Annotated in this window: 24 protein-coding genes; 13 read left to right on the top strand and 11 right to left on the bottom strand. The window is 59.6% G+C overall.

Annotated elements, in window-relative coordinates; all coding sequences use genetic code 11:
* Positions 1 to 5: 5 nt before the first annotated feature.
* The 4 genes from ABFT80_RS18785 to ubiE form a co-directional block, all read right to left on the bottom strand.
* Positions 6 to 410 carry a type II toxin-antitoxin system VapC family toxin gene (locus ABFT80_RS18785; RefSeq protein WP_347973465.1) on the bottom strand — a complete coding sequence of 135 codons (405 nt, stop codon included), beginning with the start codon at positions 408 to 410 and terminating at the stop codon, positions 6 to 8.
* A complete protein-coding gene (locus ABFT80_RS18790; RefSeq protein ID WP_347973466.1) occupies positions 394 to 651 on the bottom strand; it encodes a FitA-like ribbon-helix-helix domain-containing protein in 258 nt (85 codons plus the stop codon). The genes ABFT80_RS18785 and ABFT80_RS18790 overlap by 17 nt, the downstream gene beginning before the upstream one ends.
* A 78-nt stretch (positions 652 to 729) precedes the next feature.
* The gene (ubiB, locus tag ABFT80_RS18795) at positions 730 to 2304 is read right to left on the bottom strand and encodes a 2-polyprenylphenol 6-hydroxylase (protein ID WP_347973467.1); all 1575 of its coding nucleotides are present in this window, start codon (positions 2302 to 2304) and stop codon (positions 730 to 732) included.
* Between the two features lie 13 nt (positions 2305 to 2317).
* On the bottom strand, positions 2318 to 3094 hold the full coding sequence (ubiE, locus tag ABFT80_RS18800) for a bifunctional demethylmenaquinone methyltransferase/2-methoxy-6-polyprenyl-1,4-benzoquinol methylase UbiE (protein WP_347973468.1): 777 nt from the start codon (positions 3092 to 3094) through the stop codon (positions 2318 to 2320).
* A gap of 124 nt (positions 3095 to 3218) precedes the next feature.
* On the opposite strand from ubiE, the gene ABFT80_RS18805 reads away from it, so the two are divergent.
* The 3 genes from ABFT80_RS18805 to ABFT80_RS18815 all read left to right on the top strand — a co-directional run bounded on the left by ABFT80_RS18805 (position 3219) and on the right by ABFT80_RS18815 (position 5574).
* Complete coding sequence (locus tag ABFT80_RS18805; protein ID WP_347973469.1) at positions 3219 to 4193, top strand: adenosine deaminase; 975 nt, start codon at positions 3219 to 3221, stop codon at positions 4191 to 4193.
* Between the two features lie 100 nt (positions 4194 to 4293).
* The gene (gene upp, locus ABFT80_RS18810) at positions 4294 to 4920 is read left to right on the top strand and encodes a uracil phosphoribosyltransferase (RefSeq protein ID WP_347973620.1); all 627 of its coding nucleotides are present in this window, start codon (positions 4294 to 4296) and stop codon (positions 4918 to 4920) included.
* A gap of 108 nt (positions 4921 to 5028) precedes the next feature.
* On the top strand, positions 5029 to 5574 hold the full coding sequence (locus ABFT80_RS18815; RefSeq protein ID WP_347973470.1) for a TIGR02281 family clan AA aspartic protease: 546 nt from the start codon (positions 5029 to 5031) through the stop codon (positions 5572 to 5574).
* Positions 5575 to 5576: 2 nt separating this feature from the next.
* On the opposite strand, the gene deoA is transcribed toward ABFT80_RS18815, so the two are convergent.
* The 6 genes from deoA to ABFT80_RS18845 all read right to left on the bottom strand — a co-directional run bounded on the left by deoA (position 5577) and on the right by ABFT80_RS18845 (position 11971).
* Entirely contained in the window at positions 5577 to 6890 is a 1314-nt protein-coding gene (gene deoA / locus ABFT80_RS18820; RefSeq protein WP_347973471.1) for a thymidine phosphorylase, read from the bottom strand.
* 230 nt (positions 6891 to 7120) lie between these two features.
* Positions 7121 to 7927 carry a purine-nucleoside phosphorylase gene (locus tag ABFT80_RS18825; RefSeq protein WP_347973472.1) on the bottom strand — a complete coding sequence of 269 codons (807 nt, stop codon included), beginning with the start codon at positions 7925 to 7927 and terminating at the stop codon, positions 7121 to 7123.
* Positions 7924 to 8328, bottom strand: a complete 405-nt coding sequence (cdd, locus tag ABFT80_RS18830) for a cytidine deaminase (RefSeq protein WP_347973473.1) — start codon at positions 8326 to 8328, stop codon at positions 7924 to 7926. Before cdd ends, ABFT80_RS18825 begins: the two co-directional genes overlap by 4 nt.
* 3 nt (positions 8329 to 8331) lie before the next feature.
* Positions 8332 to 9303 carry an ABC transporter permease gene (locus tag ABFT80_RS18835; protein ID WP_347973474.1) on the bottom strand — a complete coding sequence of 324 codons (972 nt, stop codon included), beginning with the start codon at positions 9301 to 9303 and terminating at the stop codon, positions 8332 to 8334.
* Positions 9303 to 10442 carry an ABC transporter permease gene (locus tag ABFT80_RS18840; RefSeq protein WP_347973475.1) on the bottom strand — a complete coding sequence of 380 codons (1140 nt, stop codon included), beginning with the start codon at positions 10440 to 10442 and terminating at the stop codon, positions 9303 to 9305. Before ABFT80_RS18840 ends, ABFT80_RS18835 begins: the two co-directional genes overlap by 1 nt.
* Positions 10439 to 11971 (bottom strand): ABC transporter ATP-binding protein, encoded by a 1533-nt coding sequence (locus tag ABFT80_RS18845; RefSeq protein WP_347973476.1) that lies wholly within the window; start codon positions 11969 to 11971, stop codon positions 10439 to 10441. Before ABFT80_RS18845 ends, ABFT80_RS18840 begins: the two co-directional genes overlap by 4 nt.
* Before the next feature lie 165 nt (positions 11972 to 12136).
* On the opposite strand from ABFT80_RS18845, the gene ABFT80_RS18850 reads away from it, so the two are divergent.
* Positions 12137 to 12340, top strand: coding sequence for a SlyX family protein (locus ABFT80_RS18850; protein ID WP_347973477.1), 204 nt, complete (start codon positions 12137 to 12139; stop codon positions 12338 to 12340).
* 7 nt (positions 12341 to 12347) lie between these two features.
* Here ABFT80_RS18850 and ABFT80_RS18855 read toward each other — a convergent pair whose 3' ends face one another.
* On the bottom strand, positions 12348 to 13022 hold the full coding sequence (locus ABFT80_RS18855) for a GntR family transcriptional regulator (protein WP_347973478.1): 675 nt from the start codon (positions 13020 to 13022) through the stop codon (positions 12348 to 12350).
* A gap of 183 nt (positions 13023 to 13205) precedes the next feature.
* Between ABFT80_RS18855 and ABFT80_RS18860 the strand changes: the two genes are divergently transcribed.
* The 9 genes from ABFT80_RS18860 (at position 13206) to ABFT80_RS18900 (ending at position 24302) form a co-directional block, all read left to right on the top strand.
* A complete protein-coding gene (locus ABFT80_RS18860) occupies positions 13206 to 14336 on the top strand; it encodes a sugar ABC transporter substrate-binding protein (RefSeq protein WP_347973479.1) in 1131 nt (376 codons plus the stop codon).
* Positions 14337 to 14416: 80 nt separating this feature from the next.
* Positions 14417 to 15958 carry a sugar ABC transporter ATP-binding protein gene (locus ABFT80_RS18865; RefSeq protein WP_347973480.1) on the top strand — a complete coding sequence of 514 codons (1542 nt, stop codon included), beginning with the start codon at positions 14417 to 14419 and terminating at the stop codon, positions 15956 to 15958.
* Complete coding sequence (locus tag ABFT80_RS18870) at positions 15955 to 18030, top strand: ABC transporter permease (RefSeq protein WP_347973481.1); 2076 nt, start codon at positions 15955 to 15957, stop codon at positions 18028 to 18030. Before ABFT80_RS18865 ends, ABFT80_RS18870 begins: the two co-directional genes overlap by 4 nt.
* Positions 18031 to 18043: 13 nt before the next feature.
* On the top strand, positions 18044 to 18847 hold the full coding sequence (locus tag ABFT80_RS18875) for an SDR family oxidoreductase (RefSeq protein ID WP_347973482.1): 804 nt from the start codon (positions 18044 to 18046) through the stop codon (positions 18845 to 18847).
* 7 nt (positions 18848 to 18854) lie between these two features.
* Positions 18855 to 19802 carry a 3-hydroxyacyl-CoA dehydrogenase gene (locus tag ABFT80_RS18880; protein ID WP_347973483.1) on the top strand — a complete coding sequence of 316 codons (948 nt, stop codon included), beginning with the start codon at positions 18855 to 18857 and terminating at the stop codon, positions 19800 to 19802.
* Entirely contained in the window at positions 19799 to 20761 is a 963-nt protein-coding gene (locus ABFT80_RS18885; RefSeq protein ID WP_347973484.1) for a BKACE family enzyme, read from the top strand. Before ABFT80_RS18880 ends, ABFT80_RS18885 begins: the two co-directional genes overlap by 4 nt.
* Before the next feature lie 30 nt (positions 20762 to 20791).
* Positions 20792 to 21664, top strand: coding sequence for an SMP-30/gluconolactonase/LRE family protein (locus ABFT80_RS18890; RefSeq protein ID WP_347973485.1), 873 nt, complete (start codon positions 20792 to 20794; stop codon positions 21662 to 21664).
* 21 nt (positions 21665 to 21685) lie between these two features.
* The gene (locus ABFT80_RS18895; RefSeq protein ID WP_347973486.1) at positions 21686 to 22564 is read left to right on the top strand and encodes an SMP-30/gluconolactonase/LRE family protein; all 879 of its coding nucleotides are present in this window, start codon (positions 21686 to 21688) and stop codon (positions 22562 to 22564) included.
* 115 nt (positions 22565 to 22679) lie between these two features.
* Positions 22680 to 24302, top strand: a complete 1623-nt coding sequence (locus ABFT80_RS18900) for an ABC-F family ATP-binding cassette domain-containing protein (RefSeq protein ID WP_347973487.1) — start codon at positions 22680 to 22682, stop codon at positions 24300 to 24302.
* The last annotated feature ends 28 nt before the right edge of the window (positions 24303 to 24330 follow it).

The raw sequence follows: 24330 nt of genomic DNA on the forward strand, positions 1-24330 counted from the left end.
TTCCGTCATGCGGGCTTTAGTGCCGGTTCGATGTCTGTATGCACGAAGTCGTTGCCCTTATAAAGCAGCGGCAGATTTCGCGACTTGGCAAGCGCGTAGGAAAAACAGTCGCCCATGTTGAGATTGGCCTTATGGCCAGACCCGCGCCCGTAGCGGACATGTGCGATGAAAGCCTCTTCGGAATGGGCTTGATCGAAAACCGCTACTTCAAATTCGGCACCGGCGATCAGGGCGTCCAGTCGTCTCTTTCCATCGAGTCCGAGCCTTCGGAAAACTACGATGTTTGTTTCGGTCAATGTTGCCGCAGAGATAACGATGGAGTCCTCAAGCAGTAAACGTCCTATTCTCGGAGCTTCCGCTTCCGAAGCCAGAAACGCGAATATGGCTGAGGTATCAATTGCTATGGTCATCGTAGAGATAGTCCCATAGCTCGTCCTGCGCTTGCTTGCCATCCACGGGAGCGTCTGGCTTTTTGGAGAGTTTCATTATCTCTTCAAGCGTCGCTTTTTTCCTATGCGCTGAGGTTTCGATAACATCCTTGGAAAGGACGTCCCGTACCTCCTGCTCCATCGAAACGCCGCGCGCGGCGGCGCGCTTGCGCAGTTCCAGCTTAACACTGTCGTCAAGATTTCGAATTGTCAGGGTGCCCATTTCAACTCCATGTTGTTTGTTTCAACATATTGTTGATTATAGGCATGAAAAGAGCCGCTTTCAATGACAGCAATGCTGTCAGATCAGTCTCCACGCGATCCAGAGCAATGTCGCCGCGATGATCCAGAGCGCTATGCGTCCGGAGCGGGTGTAGCGGGCTTCTGCCTTGCCGATTGCCTTTGCTGTTTCAGGATCGAAGCGCAAACCGTTTTCGGCCATGGCGTCGATCTCGCGGGTCAGGCGCTCTGTACGCAACGCCAGTTCCGGGGCCTGCCGTGCGATCGAGATCAGTGCGCCTGCTGCCTCGCGCGCGTCGTCCAGAATGCCGCGCGGGCCGAGATTGCCTCTGATCCAGTCTCCAACGACGGGTTCTGCCGTCTTCCACATGTTGAACGTGGGATCGAGCGTGCGTGCGACGCCTTCGACAACGACCATCGTCTTTTGCAAAAGCACCAGTTCGGGGCGCGCCGCCATGTCGAACAATTCGGTGACTTCGAAAAGCAGGGTCAGCAGCCGCGCCATGGAGATCGTCTCGGCTGGCTGGCCATGGATCGGCTCGCCGATGGCGCGGATGGCCTGCGCGAAGGAGGCGACATTTTGCGTGCGCGGCACATAGCCCGCTTCGAAATGCACTTCGGCGACGCGCAGATAATCACGCGTGATGAAACCGTAGAGGATTTCGGCCAGAAAACGGCGTTCCTTCTTGCCGAGCCGCCCGGAAATGCCGAGATCGACCGCGACGATCATGCCCGAGGAATCCACGAACAGATTGCCCGGATGCATGTCGGCGTGGAAAAAGCCGTCGCGCAGCGTGTGACGCAGGAATGACTGGACGAGGTTGGCGGCAATCGTCTGAAGATCGTGACCTGCTTCACGCAAAGCCTCGACATTGTTCATCTTGATGCCGTCGATCCACTCCATGGTCAGCACGTCGCGGCCGGTGCGTTCCCAGTCCACGTAAGGAACACGGAAACCCGGATCATCGCGCGTATTCTCGCCGATTTCGGAGAGTGCTGCAGCCTCCAGCCGAAGATCCATTTCGATCTTGGTCGTCTGCGCCAGCGTTTCCGTCACTTCGACCGGACGCAGACGCCTGCTGGAAGGAATGTGCTTTTCCTGCAGTCTGGCCGCAAGGAAATAGCTTTCGAGATCGAGCGCGAAGGCACGGCGCACGCCGGGGCGGATGACCTTCACCGCGACCTTGGAAATGACGCCGTCCTTCTCGACTTCGGCTTCATGCACCTGCGCGATGGAAGCAGCCGCAATCGGCTCGCCAAGCGAATGGTAGAGATCGTCAACCGGCCGTCCGAGCGAACCTTCGATAAGGGCCACCGCTTCCTTTTTCGGAAACGTGCTCATGCGGTCCTGAAGCAGTGCGAGGTCGACTGCAATATCGTTGCCGACGACATCGGGGCGGGTCGCCAGAAACTGCCCGAGCTTCACATAGGAGGGGCCGAGTTTCGCGACGGCATCGGCAAGGCGTTCGCTACGCTGCAGTTTCCTTGCACTGCGACGCGTGAACAGCTTCGCCACGCGCCAGCCGAAGCGCGGCAGGCCGTATAATTCTTCGCCGGGCAGGGCGGCGACAACGCCTTCTCGCGTCATGATCCAGCCCGCCCGGATCAATCGGAAACCCGCACCGATATTGCTCATGCGGCGAATTCCGTCAAAGTTTCCAGCCCGAATGCAGTGCCGCGATGCCGCCGGAATAATTCCGGAACGTGACCCGCTCGAAACCGGCGCGCTCGATCATCGCCGCGAAATTCGGCTGGTTGGGAAATTTGCGAATGGATTCGACAAGATAGGCGTAAGGCTCAGCCTCGCCGGTCACGACCTTGCCGATCTGCGGAATAGCATTGAATGACCACGCCTCATAGACCTTGTCGAGTATGGGCATATCGACTTCGGAAAATTCGAGGCACAGAAAGCGCCCGCCGGGCTTCAAAACGCGAAACGCCTCTTTCAACGCGACGTCGATGCGGGGAACGTTGCGAATGCCGAAAGCGATCGTATAGGCGTCGAAAGTCTCGTCTGCGAAGGGCAATTCTTCGGCATTGGCTTCGACAAAATCGGTGTTGGCTTCCAGCTTGCGCTTGGCGGCGCGCTCGCGCCCGACCTGCAGCATCGAGCCGTTGATGTCGAGCACGGTTGCATGCGCATGGCCGTGTGATGCATCGACGATGCGGAATGCGATGTCTCCGGTGCCGCCTGCAACGTCGAGAACGGAAAAACCGGCGCGCTTCGGCGGATTGAGAGCCGTGACCATGCCGTCTTTCCACGCGCGATGCAGGCCGCCCGACATCAGATCGTTCATCACGTCGTAGCGGTTTGCGACCTTGTGGAAGACCTCGTTGACCAGAGGCTGCTTTTCACCTTCCGCGACATTTCGGAAGCCGTAGGAATTTTCCATGCCTCCGGCGGCGGTGGTTCTCTGTTCTGACATTTTTCTGATCCAATCCGGTTCGGCGGGGACCATAGCCGATCAGAACACGGCGCGCTATCCTGACCCATGAACGCGGTGAAAAGCCGCGCCTGGCTGGATGCGCTATCACAGACGAGGATTGCGAATGCCGATGAAAGCCGAATTGCACTGCCACATAGAGGGTGCCGCCGCACCCGAACTGGTCATTCGGCAGGCAGAAAAATATGGCGTCGATGCCAGCGCCGTCATTCAGGACAACGCATTCGTCTGGCACGATTTCACCAGTTTTCTGGCGGCTTATGATTTTGCCGCCAATCTTTTCCGCACCGAGGACGATTATGCGCGGCTGGCCGAGCATTATCTCAGCAGCATCGCAAAAGACGGTGCGATCTATTCCGAGTTTTTCACTTCGCCCGATCATGCCGAAAGCGCCGGCCTCTCGCCACAGGCCTATACGGATGCTCTAGGCGAAGGCATGGAGCGCGCCAAGGCCAAGACCGGCATCGAATCGCGCATGATCGTCACCGGCGTTCGGCACAAGGGCGTTGCTTCAATCGAGGCGGCAGCACGCTTTGCCGCGAAATGCGGACACAAGCTCGTATCGGGTTTCGGCGTGGCTGGCGACGAGCGGCAGGGCGACATGGAAGACTATGTCCGAGCCTTCGAAATCGCGCGTGAGGCAGGGCTGGGCATCACCGTTCACGCAGGCGAATTCTGCGGCTGGGAAAGCGTGGAGGCCGCGCTCGATCACATAAGGCCGGCGCGGATCGGCCACGGCGTTCGGGCGATCGAAAACCCTGACATCGTACGGCGGATAAAGGATGAGGGCGTCGTGCTGGAATGCTGTCCCGGTTCGAACATCGCGCTCGGCGTCTACCCGGATTTCGCAAGCCATCCATTTCCTGCGCTGAAGGCGGCAGGCTGCAAGGTAACGCTCAATTCGGACGATCCTCCGCATTTCCACACCTCGCTTGACCGGGAGTACAAGATCGCCGCTCAGCACTTCGGCATGAACGAGAAAGCGCTGCTTTCGGTCACGAAAACAGCACTCGAGGCGGCGTTCGTGGATCGCAGGACGAAGGCGGAATTGCTGGCGCGTCTGGCAAAGGCTTCCAAATAAGCGCTTTAAGGGCATAAAAACTGTGACTGGCGCGCCTGCGGGCGTTTCGGGCAGCGATGTCAGCCGCTACAGTGCCGCAACCGTTTTTCAGGAGTACACAATGGGCGTGACCGTCGTCGATCATCCGCTTGTCCAGCACAAGCTCACCATCATGCGCGACAAGGATACATCGACCGCCGGGTTCCGCAGGCTGCTTCGGGAAATCTCGCTGCTGCTCGGTTATGAGGTCACGCGCGATCTCGAATTGACCACGCGCACCATCGAAACGCCCATCGAGACGATGGAAGCGCCGACGCTCGAAGGCAAGAAACTGGTGTTTGCATCGGTTCTGCGTGCGGGCAACGGTCTGGTCGAAGGCCTGCTCGATCTCGTGCCTGCCGCCCGCGTCGCCCATGTCGGCCTCTATCGCGACCACGAAACGCTCGAGGCGATCGAGTACTTCTTCAAGGCGCCAAGCGACCTCGGTGACCGTCTGGTGATCGTCGTCGATCCGATGCTGGCGACCGCGAATTCGGCGATTGCTGCCGTCGACAAGCTCAAGGAACGCGGTGCGACCAACATCCGCTTTCTCTGCCTTCTGGCCTCTCCCGAAGGCATCGAGCGCTTTACGAAGGAGCACCCGGATGTCCCGGTTTTCACGGCGTCGATCGACCGTGAACTCAACGAAAAGGGCTATATCCTGCCCGGTCTCGGCGACGCCGGCGACCGCATGTACGGCACCAAATAGGCCCACCCGATAAGGTTTTGCTAACCTCAAATGTCATTTTCGGGCTGCATTAAGCGCGGCTTGTCTCACGCCTGATAAAGTTCGTCCTTGATAGACGGACTTTTGACCATGCTTCGCAAATTCATAATCTTTGGCCTGTTCGCCGCCGGATCGGCAAGCATCCCGGCTATGCTTGATTCCAATCCGCAGATGCTTCGTTGGTTCGCCGGTTCTTCGGCTGGCGATGTCGTTGCGGCGAAGGTCGAGAAGCCGCAGGTGCAGAGCGTGGGCACCAGTCTTTCAGGCCGCCGGATGCGGCTTGAGGCGGATGCACGCGGGCATTTCTCCGGCGATTTCAGGATCAATGGAAGCAAGGTTCCGGCGATGATCGACACCGGCGCCACGGTCGTCGCGATCAACAGATCCACCGCGCGGCGCATCGGGCTTTCCGTCGCGCGTGATGATTTTCAGCATTCCGTCGATACGGCGAACGGCCGGACAAAGGCCGCTGCGGTCAATATCGACCGGCTCGAAATCGGGCGCATAATCGTCGAAAATGTCCAGGCGGTGGTGCTTGAAGACAGCGCGCTGAGCGGTACGCTGATCGGAATGAGTTTCCTTGGGCGGCTCTCGAAATATCAGGTCGAGAATGGCGCGCTGGTCATGGTGCAGTAGGCTTATTCGCTGATCCTGCGAATAATTGCCTTTGGCGCGATGGGCCTCGTCGCGCCGATCGAATAAGCCTCGGAAATCGTGTATGCCGCCACCTTCGCATCGTCGTCCGAACGCGCATGAATGAGCGCCAGCGCATCGCCTTTTCGAACTTCCGCACCGATAGGCAAAAGCCGCGTCATGCCGACCGACAGATCGATCCGGTCATCCTGCTTGCGCCGCCCTCCACCGAGATCGATCACCGCCAGACCTATCGCGCGGGTGGCAATGCCGGTGACGAAGCCGTTCTTCTCAGCGATGACGGGCAGTTCGATATGTGCTTTCGGCAGATAGATTTCGGCCTTCTCGATGAAATCCGAGGGCCCGCCGAGACCGGAAACCATGCGGGCGAAAACTTCTGCCGCCTTGCCGCTGGAAAGCGCTTCGAGCGCGATCTCGCGGCCTTTCTTGTTGGATTCCACGATGCCAGCGGCGAGCAGCATTTCTGCCGCAAGCGACAGCGTCACCTCGCAAAGACGACGGTCGCGGGATCGTCCGGTGAGGAAATCGACAGCATTCATGACCTCGACCGCGTTACCGGCACTTGTCGCCAGCGGCTGGTGCATGTCGGTGATAAGGGCCGTGGTTTTCAGCCCGGCACCGTTCGCGACCTCGACCAGACCCTTTGCCAGTGCGGCGGCATCGCGGCTCTTTTCCATGAACGCGCCATTGCCAAGTTTCACATCCAGCACCAGTGAGCCGAGCCCTGCTGCCAGCTTTTTTGACAGGATCGAGGCGATTATCAGCGGTTCGGATTCGACGGTCGCAGTCACGTCGCGGATTGCGTAAAGCAGCCGGTCGGCGGGTGCCAGATCGGCGGTCTGGCCAATGATTGCGCAACCGGTTTCGCGAACGACCTTGCGGAACAGGCCTATGTCGGGCTGGCTTCGATAGCCTTCAATAGCGTCCATCTTGTCGAGCGTGCCGCCCGTATGTCCAAGCCCGCGCCCGGAAATCATCGGCACGAATGCGCCGCATGCCGCAACGATGGGCGCCAGAACCAGCGAGACATTATCGCCGACGCCGCCGGTCGAATGTTTGTCGGTAACAGGCCCCGGCAGATCGGACCAGTCCAGCACATCACCGGAATCACGCATGGCGAGTGTCAGGGCAATAGTCTCGTCGCGCGCCATCCCGTTGAAGAACACTGCCATGGCAAAGGCTGCGGCTTGTCCCTCGGAGATTTCGCCTTTGGTGAGGGCTTCTATGAAGGCTGTGATTTCTTCGGGGGGAAGTTTTTTGCCGTCGCGCTTGAGGCGTATGATTTCCTGGGGGAGCACGGGATTAACAGGCTAATCGCGGAGTTGGGCGCTCGACGTTGCCCTCCTCTGGGCTGCCGCCCATCTCCCCCACAGGTGGGGAGATTAGCAGTGGGTGCCGTTGCGCCTGCTTATAGGCATTCGTAATTGGCGAAAATATAAATGCAGTCTGATCTCCCCACATGTGGGGGAGATGGGCGGCGGCCCAGAGGGGGGCAACGTGGAGCGCTAACACCTCAGTTGCCAAGCCCCTACCCATCCAGCAACCCCTCTTGCAGCGCAGTCCGCAAAACCGTTGCCAGACGCGCGCCGCCGATGGGGGCCATATCCTTGGTTTCCTTGTGCGAAAGCTCCGCCCCCGTCATGCCCGCCGCGAGATTGGTGATGACCGAGCAGGCGGCGACACGCATGCCGAAGAAGCGCGCCAGGATGACCTCCGGTACGGTCGACATGCCGACCGCATCCGCGCCCATCATACGCGCCATGCGGATTTCGGCGGGCGTCTCGAAGGACGGTCCTGAGAACCACATATAGACGCCCTTGTGCAGGTCGATTTCAGCACTTGCCGCTGCTTGCTTCAGCGCATCGCGAATGCCTGCATCGTAAGCCTCGGTCAGGCCGACGAAGCGCCGGTCTGTTGGCTCTCCAAACAGCGGGTTCGAACCGGAAAAATTGATGTGATCCTCTATCAGCATCACCGATCCGGGCAGCATCGCGGCATCCAGCGAGCCTGCCGCATTGGTCAGGATGAGCTTGGTTATGCCGATGCCTGCCAGCACTTCGATGATGGGGCGCATGGCCGCCGCATCGCCGCGCTCGTAATAATGGGTTCTACCCGACAGCATCAGAACCGGCTTGCCGGAGAAATAACCGGCAACGATGCGGCCCGCATGTCCGGTCACGGCGCTTATCGGAAACCCCGGCAACTCCTCATAGGGTATTTCGATGGGATCGCTGATTTCATCGACCAGATTGCCAAGGCCGGAGCCGAGCACGAAGGCAACTTCCGGCGCAAGACCGCCCAGTTTTTCGACGAGCCGGTCGATTGCATCCATCATTTCAATATGTCGCCCTGAAATCCGTAAGGAAGCATTTCGCCCATGGTGACTGTTTCGACCACGCCGCTCTCGTCGCAAAGATAGAGCTTGGTATCGGGTCGTGAAAATTCGGCCAGCCTTTGGCGGCAGCCGCCGCAAGGGGTGATTCTGGCCATGCGTTCGGCAGTCACCGCGATCTCGGAAATCTCGCCGCCGCCGCCCATGATGTAATGGCCAAGCGCCGTCGTTTCCGCGCACCATCCTTCGGGATAGGAAGCCACCTCGATGTTGCAGCCCGAAAATATCCGCCCATCCTTGGTACGGATCGCGGCACCGACCGGAAACTTGGAATAGGGCGCATAGGAGTTGGCCATCGCTGCTTTGGCAGCTTCGAAAAGCTCATGTGCTGATTGCTGCGACATCGCCTAGCGCTCCTTCACATAGGGCACGCCACCGGCGCGCGGCGGGATGGCCTTGCCGATGAAGCCTGCCAGCAGGATGACCGTCAGCACGTATGGCAGGGCCTGCATGAACTGCACCGGAACCCGCCCGATAAGCGGCCAAGGCGCACCCTGAAAGCGGATCGAGGCCGCTTCGAGAAAACCGAACAGCAGGCAGGCAAACATTGCCGGAACCGGCTTCCATTTGGCGAAAATCAGCGCGGCGAGTGCTATGAAACCCTTGCCTGCGGTCATGTCCTTCACGAAGCCGGCATTCTGAGCGACGGAAAGATAGGCGCCTGCAATGCCGGTAAGAATGCCGGTGCAGATCACCGCGCGATAGCGCAGCCACGCGACCGAAATACCTGCAGTATCGACCGCGCCCGGATTTTCGCCAACCGCGCGCAGCCGCAGCCCGAAACGAGTGCGGAACAGCACCCACCAGGTGAGCGGTACGGTGAGGAACGCGGCGTAGACGAGTATCGAATGGCCGGAAATCAGCTCGGAATAGATCGTGCCGAGGATCGGAACGTCGCGAACGGCTTCGGCACCGGGAAGCGTGATCGTCTGAAAGCGGGCAGCACCATTGAGGGAGGGCGTGCGCCCGCCCTGCGCGAACCATGCCTGACCGAGAATGATGGTCGATCCGGCCGCAATGAAATTGATGGCGACACCGGATACGATCTGGTTTCCGCGATGCGTGATTGATGCGAAGCCGTGAACCAGCGCCAATGCGACAGCCACGAGGATCGCCGCCGAAAGCCCGATCCACGCCGATCCTGAAACGGCGGCTGCTGCTCCGCCGGCGAACGCGCCTGCAAGCATTTTGCCTTCAAGGCCGATGTCGAACACGCCCGCGCGCTCGGAATAAAGTCCGGCAAGGCAGGCGAGCAAAAGCGGAACGGAAACGCGGATCGTCGCGTCGAGAAGCTGCACGATTATGTTGATGAAATCCATCAGACGCGCCCCCCGTTTGCCGCCGAGACGCCTACGGATTTCGGGCTGAAGCTTGCGAAGATCGACTGGATGGTTGGCCTGAACATATGCTCCAGCGCCCCGGCAAAGAGAATGACCAGACCCTGAATGATGACGATCATGTCGCGGCTGATATTCGGCATTTCGAAGGCGAGTTCCGCGCCGCCCTGATAGAGCATGCCGAACAGGATTGCCGCTGGCACGATGCCTGCCGGATGCGACCGGCCCATGAGCGCGACGGCGATGCCGACGAAGCCTGCGCCTCCGACGAAATCAAGCACCATGCGGTTCTGGTCACCCATGATCGGGTTCAGCGCCATCATACCGGCGAGCGCGCCGGACATCATCATGGTGATGATAATGATGCGCGTTTCGGAAATGCCTGCGTAGCGCGCGGCACTTGGGCTGAAGCCCATGGTGCGGATTTCATAGCCGAGCTTGGTGCGCCACACGATCACCCACACGACGAAGGCCATGACGAGCGCCAGCAGGAACGACACGTTCAGCGGCGCGGAGCGCACCGAAAGGCCGAATGCTTCCAGCATCCAGCCGAGCTTTGGAAGCTGGCCGCCATCGGCAAAAGTGCGCGTCTGCGGCGACATGGAGCCTGCCGGTTTCAGCACGTCCACCAGCATGTAGACCATGATGCTGGCCGCGATGAAGTTGAACATGATCGTCGTGATGACGATGTGCGAGCCGCGTTTCGCCTGAAGATAGGCCGGGATCAGCGCCCACAAGCCGCCAAAGAAGGCAGCACCCAATATGGCCAACGGAAATGTCAGCCACCACGGCAATACGCTGTCGAGCGACAAGCAGACCAGCGCCACGCCGAGCCCGCCAATATAGGCCTGACCTTCGCCGCCGATATTGAACAGGCCGCAATGAAAGGCAATCGCCACGGCAAGGCCGGTGAAGATGAAATTGGTCGCGTAAAACAGCGTGTAGGCAATGTTCTGACCGCTTCCGAATGCGCCTTCGAAAAGCACGGCGGCAGCGTGCAGCGGGTTGCCGCCGACCAGCAGGACGACCAGACCGGCCACCAGAAACGCGACCAGAAGATTGATCAGCGGGATCAGCCCATAATCTGCCCATCTGGGCAGTTTGGTGTAAGGCGCGCTCATTCGGCGGCTTCCTTCTGCTCGACGCCAGCCATGAGCAGGCCGAGTTCGGCCTCGGTTGCATCGCCATCGCGCTCGCCGACGATACGACCTTCGAACATGACGATTATCCGGTCCGACAGGGAGCGGATTTCGTCGAGTTCGACGGAAACCAGCAGAACGGCCTTGCTCTGGTCGCGCATTTCGACCAGCCGCCGATGGATGAACTCGATTGCGCCGACATCGACGCCGCGTGTCGGCTGGCCGATGATCAGCACGCCCGGATCCTGCTCGATTTCCCGCGAAAGCACGATTTTTTGCTGATTTCCACCGGAGAAATTCGCGGTTCTGAGCCGTGAATCCGCAGGCCTGATGTCGAATTTTTCGATTTTTTCGTTGGCATCCTTGCGGATCGCTTCGACGTTCAGGAACGGCCCGTTCAGATATTGCGGCTTGTCGTGATAGCCGAGAATGGCGTTTTCGCTTTCCTCGAAAGCGAGAACCAGCCCGACATGATGGCGGTCTTCCGGGACATGGGCGAGGCCCCTGTCGCGCAATTCGCCGGGGTCGGCGACGCCGGTCACGTCGATCGGTTTTTCATCGAGCAGGACAGTGCCGGATGCGGCGCGGCGAATGCCGGAAATGGCTTCGAGAAGCTCCGACTGACCGTTGCCCGCGACGCCTGCAATGCCGACAATTTCGCCGGCACGTACGTCGAACGACACATTATCGACCATCGTCACGCCGCGCGAATCCTTGACCGTCAAATTCTTGACCGAAAGCTTGATGTCGCCTGGTTTCGCTTCGCCCTTTTCGACGCGCAGGAGAACGCGGCGTCCGACCATCAGCTCGGCCAGTTCGCCGACATTCGTCTCGGACGTCTTGCGGGTGGCGACCATCGTGCCTTGGCGCATGACGGAGACATTGTCGGTGATCGCCATGATCTCGCGCAGCTTATGCGTAATCAGAACGATGGTTTTGCCCTGTTCCTTCAACTGTTCGAGAATCCGGAAAAGGTGGTCTGCCTCGGGCGGCGTCAAAACGCCGGTCGGCTCGTCCAGGATCAGAATATCGGCGCCGCGATAGAGCGCTTTCAGGATTTCCACGCGCTGCTGCAGGCCGACGGGCAGATCCTCGATCAGCGCGTTGGGATCGACATCCAGCCCGTATTCGCGCTCGAGCCGGGCAAGTTCGGAGCGGGCCTTGGAGATGCTTCTTTTGAGAAGCGCTTCGCCTTCGGCGCCGAGAATGACGTTTTCGATGACGGTGAAATTCTGGACCAGCATGAAATGCTGGTGAACCATGCCGATGCCTGCTGAAATCGCATCGTTCGGGGTCTTGATGTCGGCCTTCTTGCCGCCGATGCGGATTTCCCCATTATCAGCTTGGTAAAAGCCGTAGAGGATGGACATCAGCGTGGATTTACCGGCGCCGTTTTCGCCAACGATGCCGTGGATCGTGCCACGTTCTATTTTGAGGTTGATGTCACGGTTTGCGCGTACCGCGCCAAAACTCTTATTGATGCCGACAAGTTCTATAGCGGCTTCCGCCATCCGCAGTTCCACTCTGGTTCTTATCGTTTGCCCAAAGACCTAGCATGTCATATCAGACATGCCAATCGCGCGCGAAGCCCGCAACCGCACCCGAAACGCGACGTAGCGTCATGTGGATATGCTGTGGAGAAGCGATCATTTTTCAGCGCGGAAAGGCAAGATTCCATGACTTCCGACAGATTGACCGCTCTCGAAATCCTCAATGCCGAACAGGAAAAGACGATCGAGGAGCTTTCGACGCAGATTACCGAGCAATGGAAGGTGATCGACCGTCTGAACGCCAAGCTGAATGCGTTGACCGAGCGGTTTCTAACGCTTGAAGAGCAGGCAGCGCCCGGCCATGAATCCACCAAGCCGCCGCATTGGTGATCTTCGATCAGAGGATTTTGTTGAGCACGTGGAAGGCGCCGTCTATGTCGGCGCGCACGGCGTTGCGGATCGTCTTGCTGTCGCCTTTTGTCAGGGCCGCGAACATCTCATTGTGATGCGTGTTTGCGGTCGAGTAATTGCCGGACCCGTGCAGCAGATTGAAGTAAGGGCTTATCTGCAGCCACAAATCCTCGATGATCTTCAAGAGATTGTCTGAGCCCGCCGCGCGATAAATCGCAAAGTGGAAGGCGTAATTCGCGCGTACATAGGATTTGACGTCGCTTTCCGCATTTGCCGTTTCCAGTGCCTGCAGATGACGCGCGCAGATTGCGAGGTCTTCGTCGCTTCGACGCTCGGCTGCCCAGCCTGCGGCGATTGCCTCTATCTCGAAACGCACATTTCGCAGATCGGTCAGCCTTGCCTTGCTGAGCGCAGGTATGCCGATAGAGCGGCCGGATATAACGGTCAGTGCGTTGGCGGCAGTCAGGCGTCTTAGTGCTTCGCGCACGGGCATGGGGCTCACGCCGAAGGCATCTGCAAGGCTCTGCACCGTTACCATTTCGCCCGGCACGATGCTGCCGTCGAGTATGAGCTCGGAGACATGCCGGAACACGCGATCCTGCAGCGTCTCCTTGGAGAGCGGGGCGATCTCGACGCCCTCTTTCCTGAATGCATTAGCCATGACCAAGCCTTTCCGCGTCGCCTGTCCGCAATGCAGTCTGTGCGCCTTCACGTCAAGCGTATCGACACTTCTATTTCATCATTGATCTTTGATCAAATGGTGTTAGTGTCTCGAAATCGGATGGCGGCGAGGCCCTGTGCACGCCGGGAGGCGTCCGAAGAGACAATCTGGGAGGAACTGTCGATGGGAATTGGATCGAAGGTCAGGAAGCTTGCGCTTCTGACGGGAATGGTCGCGAGCGCGATCTGTCTAAGCGTCTCGGCGCAGGCTGCCGAGAAGCACAAAATCTTTCTCAGCATGAGCTTTATCGGCAATGACTGGCAGGCCGAGGCCGCCAATATGGTCAAGGCCATGGCCGCGCATAAGAGCATGGCCGACAAGGTGGATTTGCAGGTTCAGGTCGCCGGGCCAAATGCGCAGCGTCAGATTCAGCAGATCAACGCAATGGTTCAGGCCGGTGCCGAAGCGATCGTGGTTTTCCCGATCTCGCCGACCGCGCTCAATCAGGTGGTGAAAAACGCCTGCGACAAGGGCGTGAAGGTCTTCGCTTATGATGGCGAAATCACCGAACCTTGCGCCTACAATGTCCATATCGATCAGGAAGAGGCAGGCCGCGTGACCGCCGAATGGCTGGTCGACAAGCTCGGCGGCAAGGGCAACATCATTGCGATTACCGGCGTGCCCGGTACCTCTGTCGACGACCAGCGCACCAAGGCTGCGAAAGAAGTGTTCGCCAAGCATCCCGACGTCAAGATCGTCAGCGAAGCTGTCGGCATGTGGAGCCAGGCGGTTGCGCGCACCGAACTGTCGAAAATCCTCGGCACGAGAAGCTGGGACGATATTGACGGTCTGTGGATGCAGGTCGGCTGCTTCACCGCCAATGCAATGCAACTGGAAGCAGGCAAGACCAACAAGGAATTGCTGCCTTGCGCCGGTGAAGGCTCGAATGGCGGGCGCATCCAGATGCTGCCGGAAGGCACGGAAGTCGAAGGCGCAAGCCCGCCCTATGCACCGCTCGGCGCACAGCGCATTTCATATGCGTCGCCACCCTATTCCGGTGCGCTGGCGCTCAAGCTTGCGGTCGAAGCATTGGAAGGCAAAGACGTTCCGAAGCTGACCATTCTGCCGCTTCCTTTGGTGACGAACGACACGATCAAGCTTTGCGAGGAAGGCACCTGGGCCGAAATGAAGGATGGCTGCAACGCCTTTAAGCCGGCGCTGGTCAGCAATCCGGGCTGGTTCGCCTCCATCTTCTCGGCTGAAACGCCCGAAGTCGGATTGAACGCGGCGCTCGTCTCTCAGCCGGAAGACTGAACGCTCCCAAGGCGCGCGTCGCCGGTGCGCGGATTAACTTCTGCGCACCGGTTTTCCGACACGATACCCGGCAGGTTCACATGATTGATATGCAGCAGGCGACGGCCATTGAGACCGACGGCATTAGGAAGGCATTCGGCCCGACAGTCGCGCTCGACAATGTTTCCTTCGCGATTGCCGCAGGCAGCGTGCATGCGCTGCTCGGTGAAAACGGCGCAGGCAAATCGACCCTGGTGAAACTGCTTTCGGGATTGACGCGGCCGAGCGATGGCAGCGTACGCATCTTCGATGAGACGGTGTCGCTCAATTCGCCGCGCGCCGCACATGCACTGGGCGTTCAGACTGCATTTCAGGAAATGACGCTGGTCGGCGATCTGTCGGTGCTCGACAATATGCTGATGCCCTATGCGCCGGTCGGAATTACCGGGCTGATAAGGCGAAAGGCTGCGCGCAAGGATGTTGAGCGCCATTTCGACGAACTCGGAATATCGGTCGATCTGGACGCGGAAATTTCAACTTTAGAGCTTTCGCTGCGCCAGAAAATCGAAATTGCCCGCGCCATTTATCGCAAACCGCGCATTCTTCTGCTTGATGAGCCGACGTCGACGCTTGCCGGGCGCGATGTTGAATGGCTGGGCGGCATCATCGCGCGGTTGAAGGCCTCAGGCACGACTGTCGTTTTCATCACCCACCGCATGCGCGAAGTGCGCGATTTCTGCGACATGCTGACGATCCTGCGCAACGGCAAGCATATTGCGACCGCGTCCGTTAGCTCGATTACCGACGACGAGGTGGTCGAGAAGATCATCGGGCGGTCCATCGAGCAGACATTTCCGCCCAAGCCTGACAATGCGCAAGCCTTCGGCGAACCGGTGCTCGGCGTGCGCAATCTGAAGGTCGGGCATAAGCTCAATCAGGTCGGGTTCGATCTTCGCAAGGGCGAAATTCTGGGCATCGCCGGTTTGCAGGGCATGGGCCAGCAGGATCTGTTTCTGGCCTGTTTCGGCATGGCCGAAATCGCTGAAGGTGAGGTTCTGGTCGATGGGAGGCGTGTGCGGCTGGGGTCGCCTGCCGATGCGATCCGCCCCAATATGGGCATCGGACTGGTCCCGGAGGACCGCAAATCCGAAGGGCTGTTTCTAAAACTTTCAGGGCGGCAGAATGCGACACTGCCTGTCGTCTCGCGCTTCACGCGGTTCGGGATGATCGACAGCGTGGCGGAGACGGAAGCGGTCGCGGCAGCGTTCTCGACCGTGGAAGTAGACAAGCGCGCGCTGTGGACCCGCGCCGGGGCTTTTTCAGGCGGCAACCAGCAGAAAATCGCGATTGCCAAATGGCTTGTCGCGCAAAGCCGCATACTGCTGCTTTTCGATCCGACCAGAGGCATCGACGTCGGCACCAAGCATGAGCTTTACGTCATGATGCGCAATTATGCGGAAGCTGGCGGCTCGATCCTGTTTCACTCGACGGAAATTCCCGAACTCGTCCACCAATGCGACCGGGTTCTGGTGCTTTACGATGGGCGCATAGCCGCCGAACTTGAAGGCGACGCCATTACGGAAGCAGCGGTAATGGGGCCTGCGCTCGGCCAGCGCCATATCAGGGAAGGGGTCGCGGCATGAGCTTGGCGCAGTCGCATTCCCCCTCGGCAGGCACGCTTTTCCTGAGGGCACTCGCGAAGAACCGCGGTGCATTGATCGCCGCTTTGGTTCTTGCCGTGCTGTTGCTGATGGTCGACTGGATCAGCGCCGGACCGCTGACCTATTTCGACGTTTCGTTTCTGTCGAGCGGCGGCGCGACTTCTGCAATTGCCGCGATCGGCCAGACAATTGTCATCCTTTCCGGCGGCTTCGACCTGTCGGCGGGCGCGGTCATCTCGCTGGTCAATGTCGTTCTGGCATCGAGCATGGACCCGATGTCCATGGAAACGAACATCGCGCTTTGGACTCTTGTCGGGATTGGCATCGGCATGGGCGTCGGCGCGTTCAACGGCTTCTTCATCGCCGTGTTGCGGATGCAGCCCATCGTCGTGACGCTGTCGACCATGTTCATCCTGCAAGGCGTTACGTTGCTGGTCATGGACAAGCCGGGCGGCGGTGTTTCACCGGACCTCGGCACGTTCTATCTGGGCGATGCCATTGAGGGCTGGCTCCCAATGCCGCTGGTCGTCGTCGGTGTGGTGCTGCTCCTGTGGCTCTGGCTGAAAGGCACGCGGTTCGGCACCGCACTTTATGCAGTTGGCAGCGATGCGGACTCGGCCGCAGCGGTTGGCGTGAATGTCACGCTCACGCGCTTCCTCGCTTATGTGATTGCGGGCGGATGCTATGGGTTGGCTGGCGTGTTCATCAGCGCGCAAACCGGCAGCGGCGACCCGCTGGTCGGCAACCCGCTTTTGCTCTCCATGTTTGCCGCAGTCGTGATCGGCGGTACGCGTCTCGGCGGCGGACAGGGCGGGCCGGTCGGAACGGTTTTCGGTGCCTACATATTGATGATCGTCGTCAATATCCTGCTGGTTCTGAACGTCTCAGCTTATTATTCGACGATTGCGGAAGGCGCGATCCTGATCCTCGCGGTTCTTGCCGGATCGATCTCGCACAGTTCGGTCCTGGCCGTTCAGATTCGCGCTGCGCGATCGAGGTTTTCTGCCTGGCGGGCCGGTCTGTTGCCATCGCAACTCGACCGCACGGATCGCCGGTTGCAAATGGCTCCTTCGACAAAAGTCGAGAAACCGCAGTCTCTGCGGCCAGCATTTCACATTCGAAACGCCGAAACGCTGCGCTATGCGCTGCCCGCTTACATCTGCCTGATACTGGTCGTGGTCGTTACGCAAATCTGGCTTGGCCGTGCGCTGGTCAGCTTCAGCTACTGGAACTCGCTGCTGGTTCTGTCGTCCTTTCTGGCCGTGCTGGCGCTTGGACAGGGCACTGTTATTCTGACCGGCGGCCTCGACCTTTCGGTGCCGTGGACGATTGGAATTTCAGGCATCCTGCTCGCCGGAATGGTCAATGGATCGGATGCGGCACTGATCTGCGCATTGCCGACCGTGCTTTTTATGGCCTGCATCATCGGTTTCGCCAATGGGGTCGGCATCGTCTATCTCGGCATATCGCCCATCGTCATGACGCTCGCCATGAACGGCATTTTGCAAGGTGTCGCGCTGCTCTATTCGCAAGGCACTCCGGCAGGGTTTTCCTCGCCCATGCTGCGCTGGTTCATGACGGGTCGGATCGCCGGCGTGACGCCGATCGTGCTCTTCATGATCGGCTTCGTCATCGTCGCCGTGCTGCTTTTGGGGCGCACGGCATTCGGTCGCCGCGTCTACGGAATAGGCAACGGACTGCGCGCCGCGCGCCTGTCGGGCATCGCCGTCGAGAAGACGTTGATCCTCGTCTACATGCTTTCTGCCGTCTGCTCGGCCATCGTCGGTATCATGCTGACGGGCTTTTCCGGTCAGGCGAGCCTTGGAATGGGTGACGATTATCTGCTTCCGTCCATCGCAGTCGTCGTCGTTGGCGGCGCGCTGATCACCGGCGGACGCGGCCATTATCTCGGCATGCTCGGCGGCGTGCTTTTGCTGACCGCGCTGCAGATGCTGCTGGCCGGAACGACACTTCCCTATGCGACGCGCGCAATTCTCTACGGCCTCGTGGTCTTGGGCGCTGTGATGGCGCTTCGCGAAAGACGCGCGCAATGAAGGAGTTGAACCCATGAACAACGCGCCGAACTCGGCACAGGAATTCCTCGGCGGCTTGCAGGGCCAGCGTGTCGTCGTGACCGCTGGTGCTGGCGGCATCGGCTTTGCGATTGCCGATACGCTTGCGAAACTCGGCGCACGGCTGGTCATCTGCGATGTTTCGGACGAGGCGCTTGCAGGTCTCAGCGGCAAGCTCAAAACGGAGGCCGCGATCAATGCCGACGTCTCCAGCGAGGCCGATGTCGACCGTCTTTTCGAGACGGTTTCGAAGACGCTGGGCGGCCTCGACGCGCTGATCAACAATGCAGGCATTGCAGGGCCGACTGGCGGCGTCGATGAAATTTCGCTGGACGATTGGCGTCGCTGTCTCGACATAGGACTGACCGGGCAGTTTCTCTGCGCCCGCCGTGCCGTTCCGCTTCTGAAAGCAGCCGGCGGCGGCTCCATCGTCTCCATGTCTTCGGCTGCGGGCAAGCACGGCTACGCCTTCCGCACGCCTTACTCGGCAGCGAAATTCGGCGTGATCGGCTTCACGCAGAGCCTTGCCAAGGAACTCGGACCGCATGGCATTCGCGTCAACGCGATCCTGCCCGGCATCATCGAGGGGCCGCGCATCGAGGGTGTGATTTCCGCCCGTGCGAAGCAGGTCGGCATCAGCCATGAAGAGATGACGGGCCGCTATCTCCAGAACATATCGCTGCGCCGCATGACCAGTCCTTACGACGTGGCAGCCATGGTCGCCTTCCTGCTTTCGGACGCCGGATACAACATTTCGGGCCAGTCGCTCGGCGTCGACGGCAACGTCGAGACATTGTGAGGCGGATATGGCGAAGGTAGCGATAGTCGGTTGCGGGTTTATCGGCAGGGCGTGGGCGATCAGTTTTGCGCGCGCCCGGCATGAGGTCCGTTTGTGGGATCAGGAGCAGGCGGCGGCCAATGCGGCCCGCGATTATATTTCGGGAATTCTGGGCGATCTTGCCGCAAACGATCTGCTTGATGGGCAAACGCCGGATGATGTTCTGGAACGCATTTCAGTTTCGGACGATCTGGAACAAGCGCTCGACGGCGTGACCTATATTCAGGAAAACACGCCGGAAAAGCTTGAGATAAAGCGCGCAATCTTTTCGAAACTCGATGCCCTTGCAGCGCCCGAAACTGTCATTGCCAGCTCGACCTCCGCGCTGCTCCCCTCGGCCTTCACCGATCATGTCGCGAACCGGCAGCGCTGTCTTGTCGTGCACCCTATCAATCCGCCTTACCTGATCCCCGCTGCAGAAGTCGTTCCGGCACCGTGGACATCGCAGGAGACGGTCGAACGGGCGCGAGATTTTCTGATCTCGGCGGGGCATGCGCCACTCGTCATGAAGCGCGAGCTGGACGGGTTCATCATGAACCGCATGCAGGGCGCGCTGCTTGAGGAGGCGTTTCGCCTCGTAGCCGATGGTTATGCGAGCATCGAGGATGTCGATATCGGCATTCGTGATGGGCTGGCGCTGCGCTGGTCGTTCATGGGGCCGTTCGAGACGATCGATCTGAACGCGCCGGGCGGCGTGCGCGATTATGTCGAGCGCTACCAGTCCATTTATTCCAACATCTTCCCGCAGATGCTGCGCCGGGTCGATTGGGCAGGCGAGGTTATGGACACGATCGAGACCGACAGGCGCAAGCGTCTGTCGAAGGAAAATCTGACGGACCGGCAAGTATGGCGCGACCGCAGACTGATGGCGCTTGCCGCGCATAAACGGAAATCTGACGAGGAGTTTGGAAAATGAACGAGACCACCCGCAAATCGAGCGGCGCGACCGCAAAGGGCAAGGTCATAATCACCTGTGCGATAACGGGGGCGATCCACACGCCGACCATGTCGCCCTATCTGCCGATCACGCCCGACGAGATTGCATCGGAGGCGATTGCTGCGGCGGAAGCCGGTGCCGCAATACTGCATCTTCATGCGCGCGACCCGGAAAATGGGAAGCCGGACCAGACGCCGGAAGCCTTTGCCCGCTTCCTGCCGCGTGTGAAGCAGGGGACGAATGCGGCCATAAACATCACCACCGGCGGCAGCCCTTACATGAAGGTCGAGGAGCGCGTGAAACCGGCTGCGCAGTTCAAGCCGGAAGTCGCGTCGCTGAATATGGGCTCGATCAATTTCGGCCTCTATCACCTCGCTGATAAATACGAGACCTTCAAATTCGATTGGGAAAAGCCCCATCTCGAAGCGACGAAAGATCTGGTTTTCCGAAATTCCTTCAAGGATATCGAATATATTCTGGCCACTTGCTACGACAATGGCACGCGTTTTGAGTTCGAATGCTACGACATCGCGCATCTCTACAATCTGGCGCATTTCGCAGATCGCGGCCTCGTAAAGCCGCCATTCTTCGTCCAGTCGGTGTTTGGCCTGCTCGGCGGTATCGGTACGCATCCCGAAGATGTGGCGCATATGAAGCGCACGGCAGACCGTCTGTTCGGCGACAAATTCCGTTGGTCGGTTCTGGGTGCGGGCGCGAGCCAGCTTCGTATTGCGGCGCAGGCCGCTTCGCTTGGCGGCAATATCCGTGTCGGCTTGGAAGACAGCCTTTGGGCTGGCAAGGGGCGTCTGGCAAAGTCGAATGCGGAACAGGTTGTTCTGGCGCGCAAGATCATCGAAGGCCTCGGCCTTGAGGTCGCAACGCCCGATGAGGCACGCGCAATTCTCGAACTCAAGGGCGGCGATCAGGTCGCTTTCTAGCGGTCGTCAGATGGCAGTCGGGAGGAGACCATGCTGCGTATTGAAGTGTTAAGCGACCAGCCGGACCAGCTTGGCGAAGGCCCGCTTTGGGACGTTCGCGAGCAGAGGCTTTACTGGATCGATTCCTACGGGCCGTCGATCCATTCGAGCGATTTCGAAGGACGCGACCGGAAAAGCTGGAAGCTGCCGGAGCCGATCGGCTCGATGGCGCTGCGCGAAAAGGGCGGGGCCATCCTTTCCTTGCGCGACGGCTTTTACAGCTTCGACTTCGGGACCGGAGAGACGACGCGCATTGCCGAAACACAGCCGGGCGAACTGCGCCCGCGCATGAATGACGGAAAGGTGGACCGGCAGGGGCGCTTCATTGCCGGTTCGATGGACTTCGAGGAATCGGAGCCTGTCGGCAAATTGTTTCGTCTCGATCCGGATCTGTCGATACATACGCTCGATACAGGCATCGTCTGTTCGAACGGTCCCTGCTGGAGCCCTGACGGCAGGATTTTCTATTTCGCCGATACGGGCAAACGCCTGATCTGGGCGTATGATTACGACATCGACACAGGCAATGTTCGCTCTCGCCGCGTCTTTACCAGCTTCGAGAATATGCGCGGCCTGCCCGATGGCGCGACGGTGGATGCGGAAGGCTATGTCTGGAGTGCTGAAGTCTATTCGGGAAGGCTGATAAGGTTCGACCCGAGCGGCGTTGTCGATCGAATTGTCGGCTTGCCGGTCAACTCGACCACCAGCCTGATCTTCGGCGGCCCGAGCCTCGACATCGCCTATGTCACGTCGATGGCGCGCCCCTTCAACTATGAATACCATCGCGAGCGGGAGGCTGGTTTCGTGTTTGCAATTCACGGGCTGGGCGTGCGCGGCATCGAAGAGCCGCGCTTCAAGGGTTAGAAATTTCAGGGAGGTATTGGAATGAAGATCGAAGTTCTGGTGGATGTGAAAACGACGCTCGGCGAAGGCCCGCTCTGGGATGTCGAGCAGCAGCGGCTCTATTGGATCGACAGCTTCGACGGCCGCATTTTCCGCGCGACACATGAGGGCAGTGAAATCCGCTCATGGGACGTGCCGATGAAAATCGGCTCCATGGCACTTCGCAAGGACGGCGAGGGCGCTCTGGTCTCGCTGGCGCGCGGATTTCACCTGCTCGATTTCAAGACCGGCGATGTCGAACTCATTCATGACCCCGAACCCGGCAAGGACCAGAACCGCTTGAATGACGGCAAGGTCGACAAGAAGGGCCGCTTCATTGCGGGCTCGATGGACACGATGGAAAGCGGCCCGAACGGTGCGCTTTACCGCGTCGATCCAGACCTCTCGGTGCACAAGCTGGACGATGGCATCATCGTATCGAACGGCCCGTGCTGGAGCCCGGACGGAAACATCTTCTACTTCGCGGATTCATGGTCGGGCGAAATCTGGGCGTATGATTACGATCAGGAAAAAGGCACCGTTTCCAACAGGCGCACATTCACCAAGATCGACACCTCGACTGGCGGTGCCGCCGATGGCTCGACGGTAGATGCGGAAGGCTGCCTTTGGAATGCGCAGGTCTATGACGGGAAGCTGATCCGCTATACGCCGGAAGGCAAGATCGAGCGTGTCATCGATATGCCGGTGAAGAAGATAACCAGCGTGATGTTCGGCGGGCCGAACCTCGACATCATCTACGTTACCTCGATGGCAAAACCGCCTCTGCCGCGTTTTCCGGGAGACGGCGTGCTGCGCGGCAGTCTGTTCGCGATTACGGGTCTGGGCATCAAGGGCGTGCCGGAAGCCCGTTTTGCCGGGTAGGACGTTACGGAAACGCAACACGCGGCCCGCTCCAACAATGATTCGCGACCGCACCCTTTCGCGCGGGCGGCCCATCGCGTAATGGCCTGAAAAAATTCAGTAGGGCCTGCGTAGTATGATTCGTCTCGAAAACATCAGCAAACAGAACGGTCAGCAGATCGTCTTCATCGAGGCATCTGCCGCGCTTCAGAAGGGCGAGAAGATCGGCCTGGTCGGCCCCAATGGTGCAGGCAAGACCACGCTTTTCCGCATGATCACGGGTCAGGAGCAGCCCGACGAGGGGCAGGTCGCAGCCGATCGTGGCGTCACGATCGGCTATTTCAGCCAGGATGTCGGTGACATGGCGGGCTGCAGCGCGGTTGCCGAAGTCATGGATGGCGTCGGGCCGGTCAGCGCACTTGCCGCCGAGATGGCCGAGCTTGAAGCTGCAATGGGCGACCCGGACCGTGCCGATGAGATGGACGAGATCATCACGCGTTATGGCGAGGTGCAGGGCCGTTTCGACGAGCTCGACGGCTATGCGCTGGACGGCCGCGCCCGCGAAGTGCTCGACGGTCTGGGCTTCAGCCAGGAAATGATGGACGGCGATGTCGGCGCTCTTTCCGGCGGCTGGAAGATGCGCGTTGCGCTCGCCAAAATCCTGCTCATGCGCCCCGATGCCATGCTGCTCGATGAGCCGAGCAACCATCTCGACCTCGAAAGCCTGATCTGGCTCGAATCCTTCCTGCAAGGCTATGACGGCACGATCCTGATGACGTCGCATGATCGCGAATTCATGAACCGCATTGTCGGCAAGATCATCGAGATCGATGGCGGGTCGCTCACTTCCTATTCGGGCGACTACGGCTTCTATCAGGAGCAGCGCGCGCTGGCCGAAGTCCAGCAGCAGGCGCAGTTCGAGCGCCAGCAGGCGATGCTCGCCAAAGAAGTTGCCTTCATCGAGCGTTTCAAGGCACGCGCTTCTCACGCTGCACAGGTGCAAAGCCGCGTTAAGAAGCTCGAAAAGATCGACAAGGTCGAGCCGCCCAAGCGCCGCCAGACCGTCCGCTTCGACTTCCAGCCCGCTCCGCGCTCTGGCGAAGATGTCGCAACGGTCAAGAATGTTCACAAGAGCTATGGCTCGCGCATCATCTATGAGGGCCTCGACTTCCAGATCCGCCGTCGCGAGCGCTGGTGTGTCATGGGCGTCAACGGCGCAGGCAAATCGACGCTTTTAAAGTTGATCGCGGGCGCATCCGAACCTGATAACGGAACTGTCGCGCGCGGCCCAAGCGTCAAGATGGGCTATTTCGCCCAGCATGCGATGGAAGTGCTCGACGGGGACCGCACCGTTCTCCAATCATTGGAAGACCAGTTCCCGCAGGCAGGTCAGGCACCGCTGCGTGCGCTGGCTGGTTGCTTCGGCTTCTCCGGTGACGAGATCGAGAAGAAGTGCCGCGTGCTTTCGGGTGGCGAAAAGGCCCGGCTGGTCATGGCGAAGATGCTGTTCGATCCGCCGAACTTCCTCGTGCTTGATGAGCCGACGAACCATCTCGACATCGCCACCAAGGAAATGCTGGTTGCCGCGCTATCGCGCTATGAAGGTGCCATGCTCTTCGTCAGCCACGACCGTCACTTCCTGGCAGCCCTTTCGAACCGCGTTCTGGAACTGACGCCGGACGGCATTCACACCTATGGCGGCGGCTACACCGAATATGTCGAACGTACGGGCCAGGAAGCACCGGGACTGCGGAGTTGATGCAAGCGAAAGCCTAGCCATCTTCTGA

Source organism: Foliimonas ilicis (assembly GCF_039939195.1).
GTDB classification, from domain to species: domain Bacteria; phylum Pseudomonadota; class Alphaproteobacteria; order Rhizobiales; family Rhizobiaceae; genus Foliimonas; species Foliimonas ilicis.

Bases quoted from the DNA above. Each gene is read 5' to 3' on its own strand.
- ABFT80_RS18880 (WP_347973483.1), top strand. From the start codon at position 18,855: ATGGCGAAGGTAGCGATAGTCGGTTGCGGGTTTATCGGCAGGGCGTGG.
- ABFT80_RS18835 (WP_347973474.1), bottom strand. From the start codon at position 9,303: ATGGATTTCATCAACATAATCGTGCAGCTTCTCGACGCGACGATCCGC.
- ABFT80_RS18845 (WP_347973476.1), bottom strand. From the start codon at position 11,971: ATGGCGGAAGCCGCTATAGAACTTGTCGGCATCAATAAGAGTTTTGGC.
- ABFT80_RS18850 (WP_347973477.1), top strand. From the start codon at position 12,137: ATGACTTCCGACAGATTGACCGCTCTCGAAATCCTCAATGCCGAACAG.
- cdd (WP_347973473.1), bottom strand. From the start codon at position 8,328: ATGTCGCAGCAATCAGCACATGAGCTTTTCGAAGCTGCCAAAGCAGCG.
- ABFT80_RS18840 (WP_347973475.1), bottom strand. From the start codon at position 10,442: ATGAGCGCGCCTTACACCAAACTGCCCAGATGGGCAGATTATGGGCTG.
- ABFT80_RS18885 (WP_347973484.1), top strand. From the start codon at position 19,799: ATGAACGAGACCACCCGCAAATCGAGCGGCGCGACCGCAAAGGGCAAG.
- ABFT80_RS18790 (WP_347973466.1), bottom strand. From the start codon at position 651: ATGGGCACCCTGACAATTCGAAATCTTGACGACAGTGTTAAGCTGGAA.
- ABFT80_RS18805 (WP_347973469.1), top strand. From the start codon at position 3,219: ATGCCGATGAAAGCCGAATTGCACTGCCACATAGAGGGTGCCGCCGCA.
- ABFT80_RS18860 (WP_347973479.1), top strand. From the start codon at position 13,206: ATGGGAATTGGATCGAAGGTCAGGAAGCTTGCGCTTCTGACGGGAATG.
- ABFT80_RS18855 (WP_347973478.1), bottom strand. From the start codon at position 13,022: ATGGCTAATGCATTCAGGAAAGAGGGCGTCGAGATCGCCCCGCTCTCC.
- ubiB (WP_347973467.1), bottom strand. From the start codon at position 2,304: ATGAGCAATATCGGTGCGGGTTTCCGATTGATCCGGGCGGGCTGGATC.
- ABFT80_RS18865 (WP_347973480.1), top strand. From the start codon at position 14,417: ATGATTGATATGCAGCAGGCGACGGCCATTGAGACCGACGGCATTAGG.
- ABFT80_RS18890 (WP_347973485.1), top strand. From the start codon at position 20,792: ATGCTGCGTATTGAAGTGTTAAGCGACCAGCCGGACCAGCTTGGCGAA.
- ubiE (WP_347973468.1), bottom strand. From the start codon at position 3,094: ATGTCAGAACAGAGAACCACCGCCGCCGGAGGCATGGAAAATTCCTAC.
- ABFT80_RS18815 (WP_347973470.1), top strand. From the start codon at position 5,029: ATGCTTCGCAAATTCATAATCTTTGGCCTGTTCGCCGCCGGATCGGCA.
- ABFT80_RS18895 (WP_347973486.1), top strand. From the start codon at position 21,686: ATGAAGATCGAAGTTCTGGTGGATGTGAAAACGACGCTCGGCGAAGGC.
- ABFT80_RS18875 (WP_347973482.1), top strand. From the start codon at position 18,044: ATGAACAACGCGCCGAACTCGGCACAGGAATTCCTCGGCGGCTTGCAG.
- ABFT80_RS18825 (WP_347973472.1), bottom strand. From the start codon at position 7,927: ATGATGGATGCAATCGACCGGCTCGTCGAAAAACTGGGCGGTCTTGCG.
- ABFT80_RS18870 (WP_347973481.1), top strand. From the start codon at position 15,955: ATGAGCTTGGCGCAGTCGCATTCCCCCTCGGCAGGCACGCTTTTCCTG.
- upp (WP_347973620.1), top strand. From the start codon at position 4,294: ATGGGCGTGACCGTCGTCGATCATCCGCTTGTCCAGCACAAGCTCACC.
- ABFT80_RS18785 (WP_347973465.1), bottom strand. From the start codon at position 410: ATGACCATAGCAATTGATACCTCAGCCATATTCGCGTTTCTGGCTTCG.
- ABFT80_RS18900 (WP_347973487.1), top strand. From the start codon at position 22,680: ATGATTCGTCTCGAAAACATCAGCAAACAGAACGGTCAGCAGATCGTC.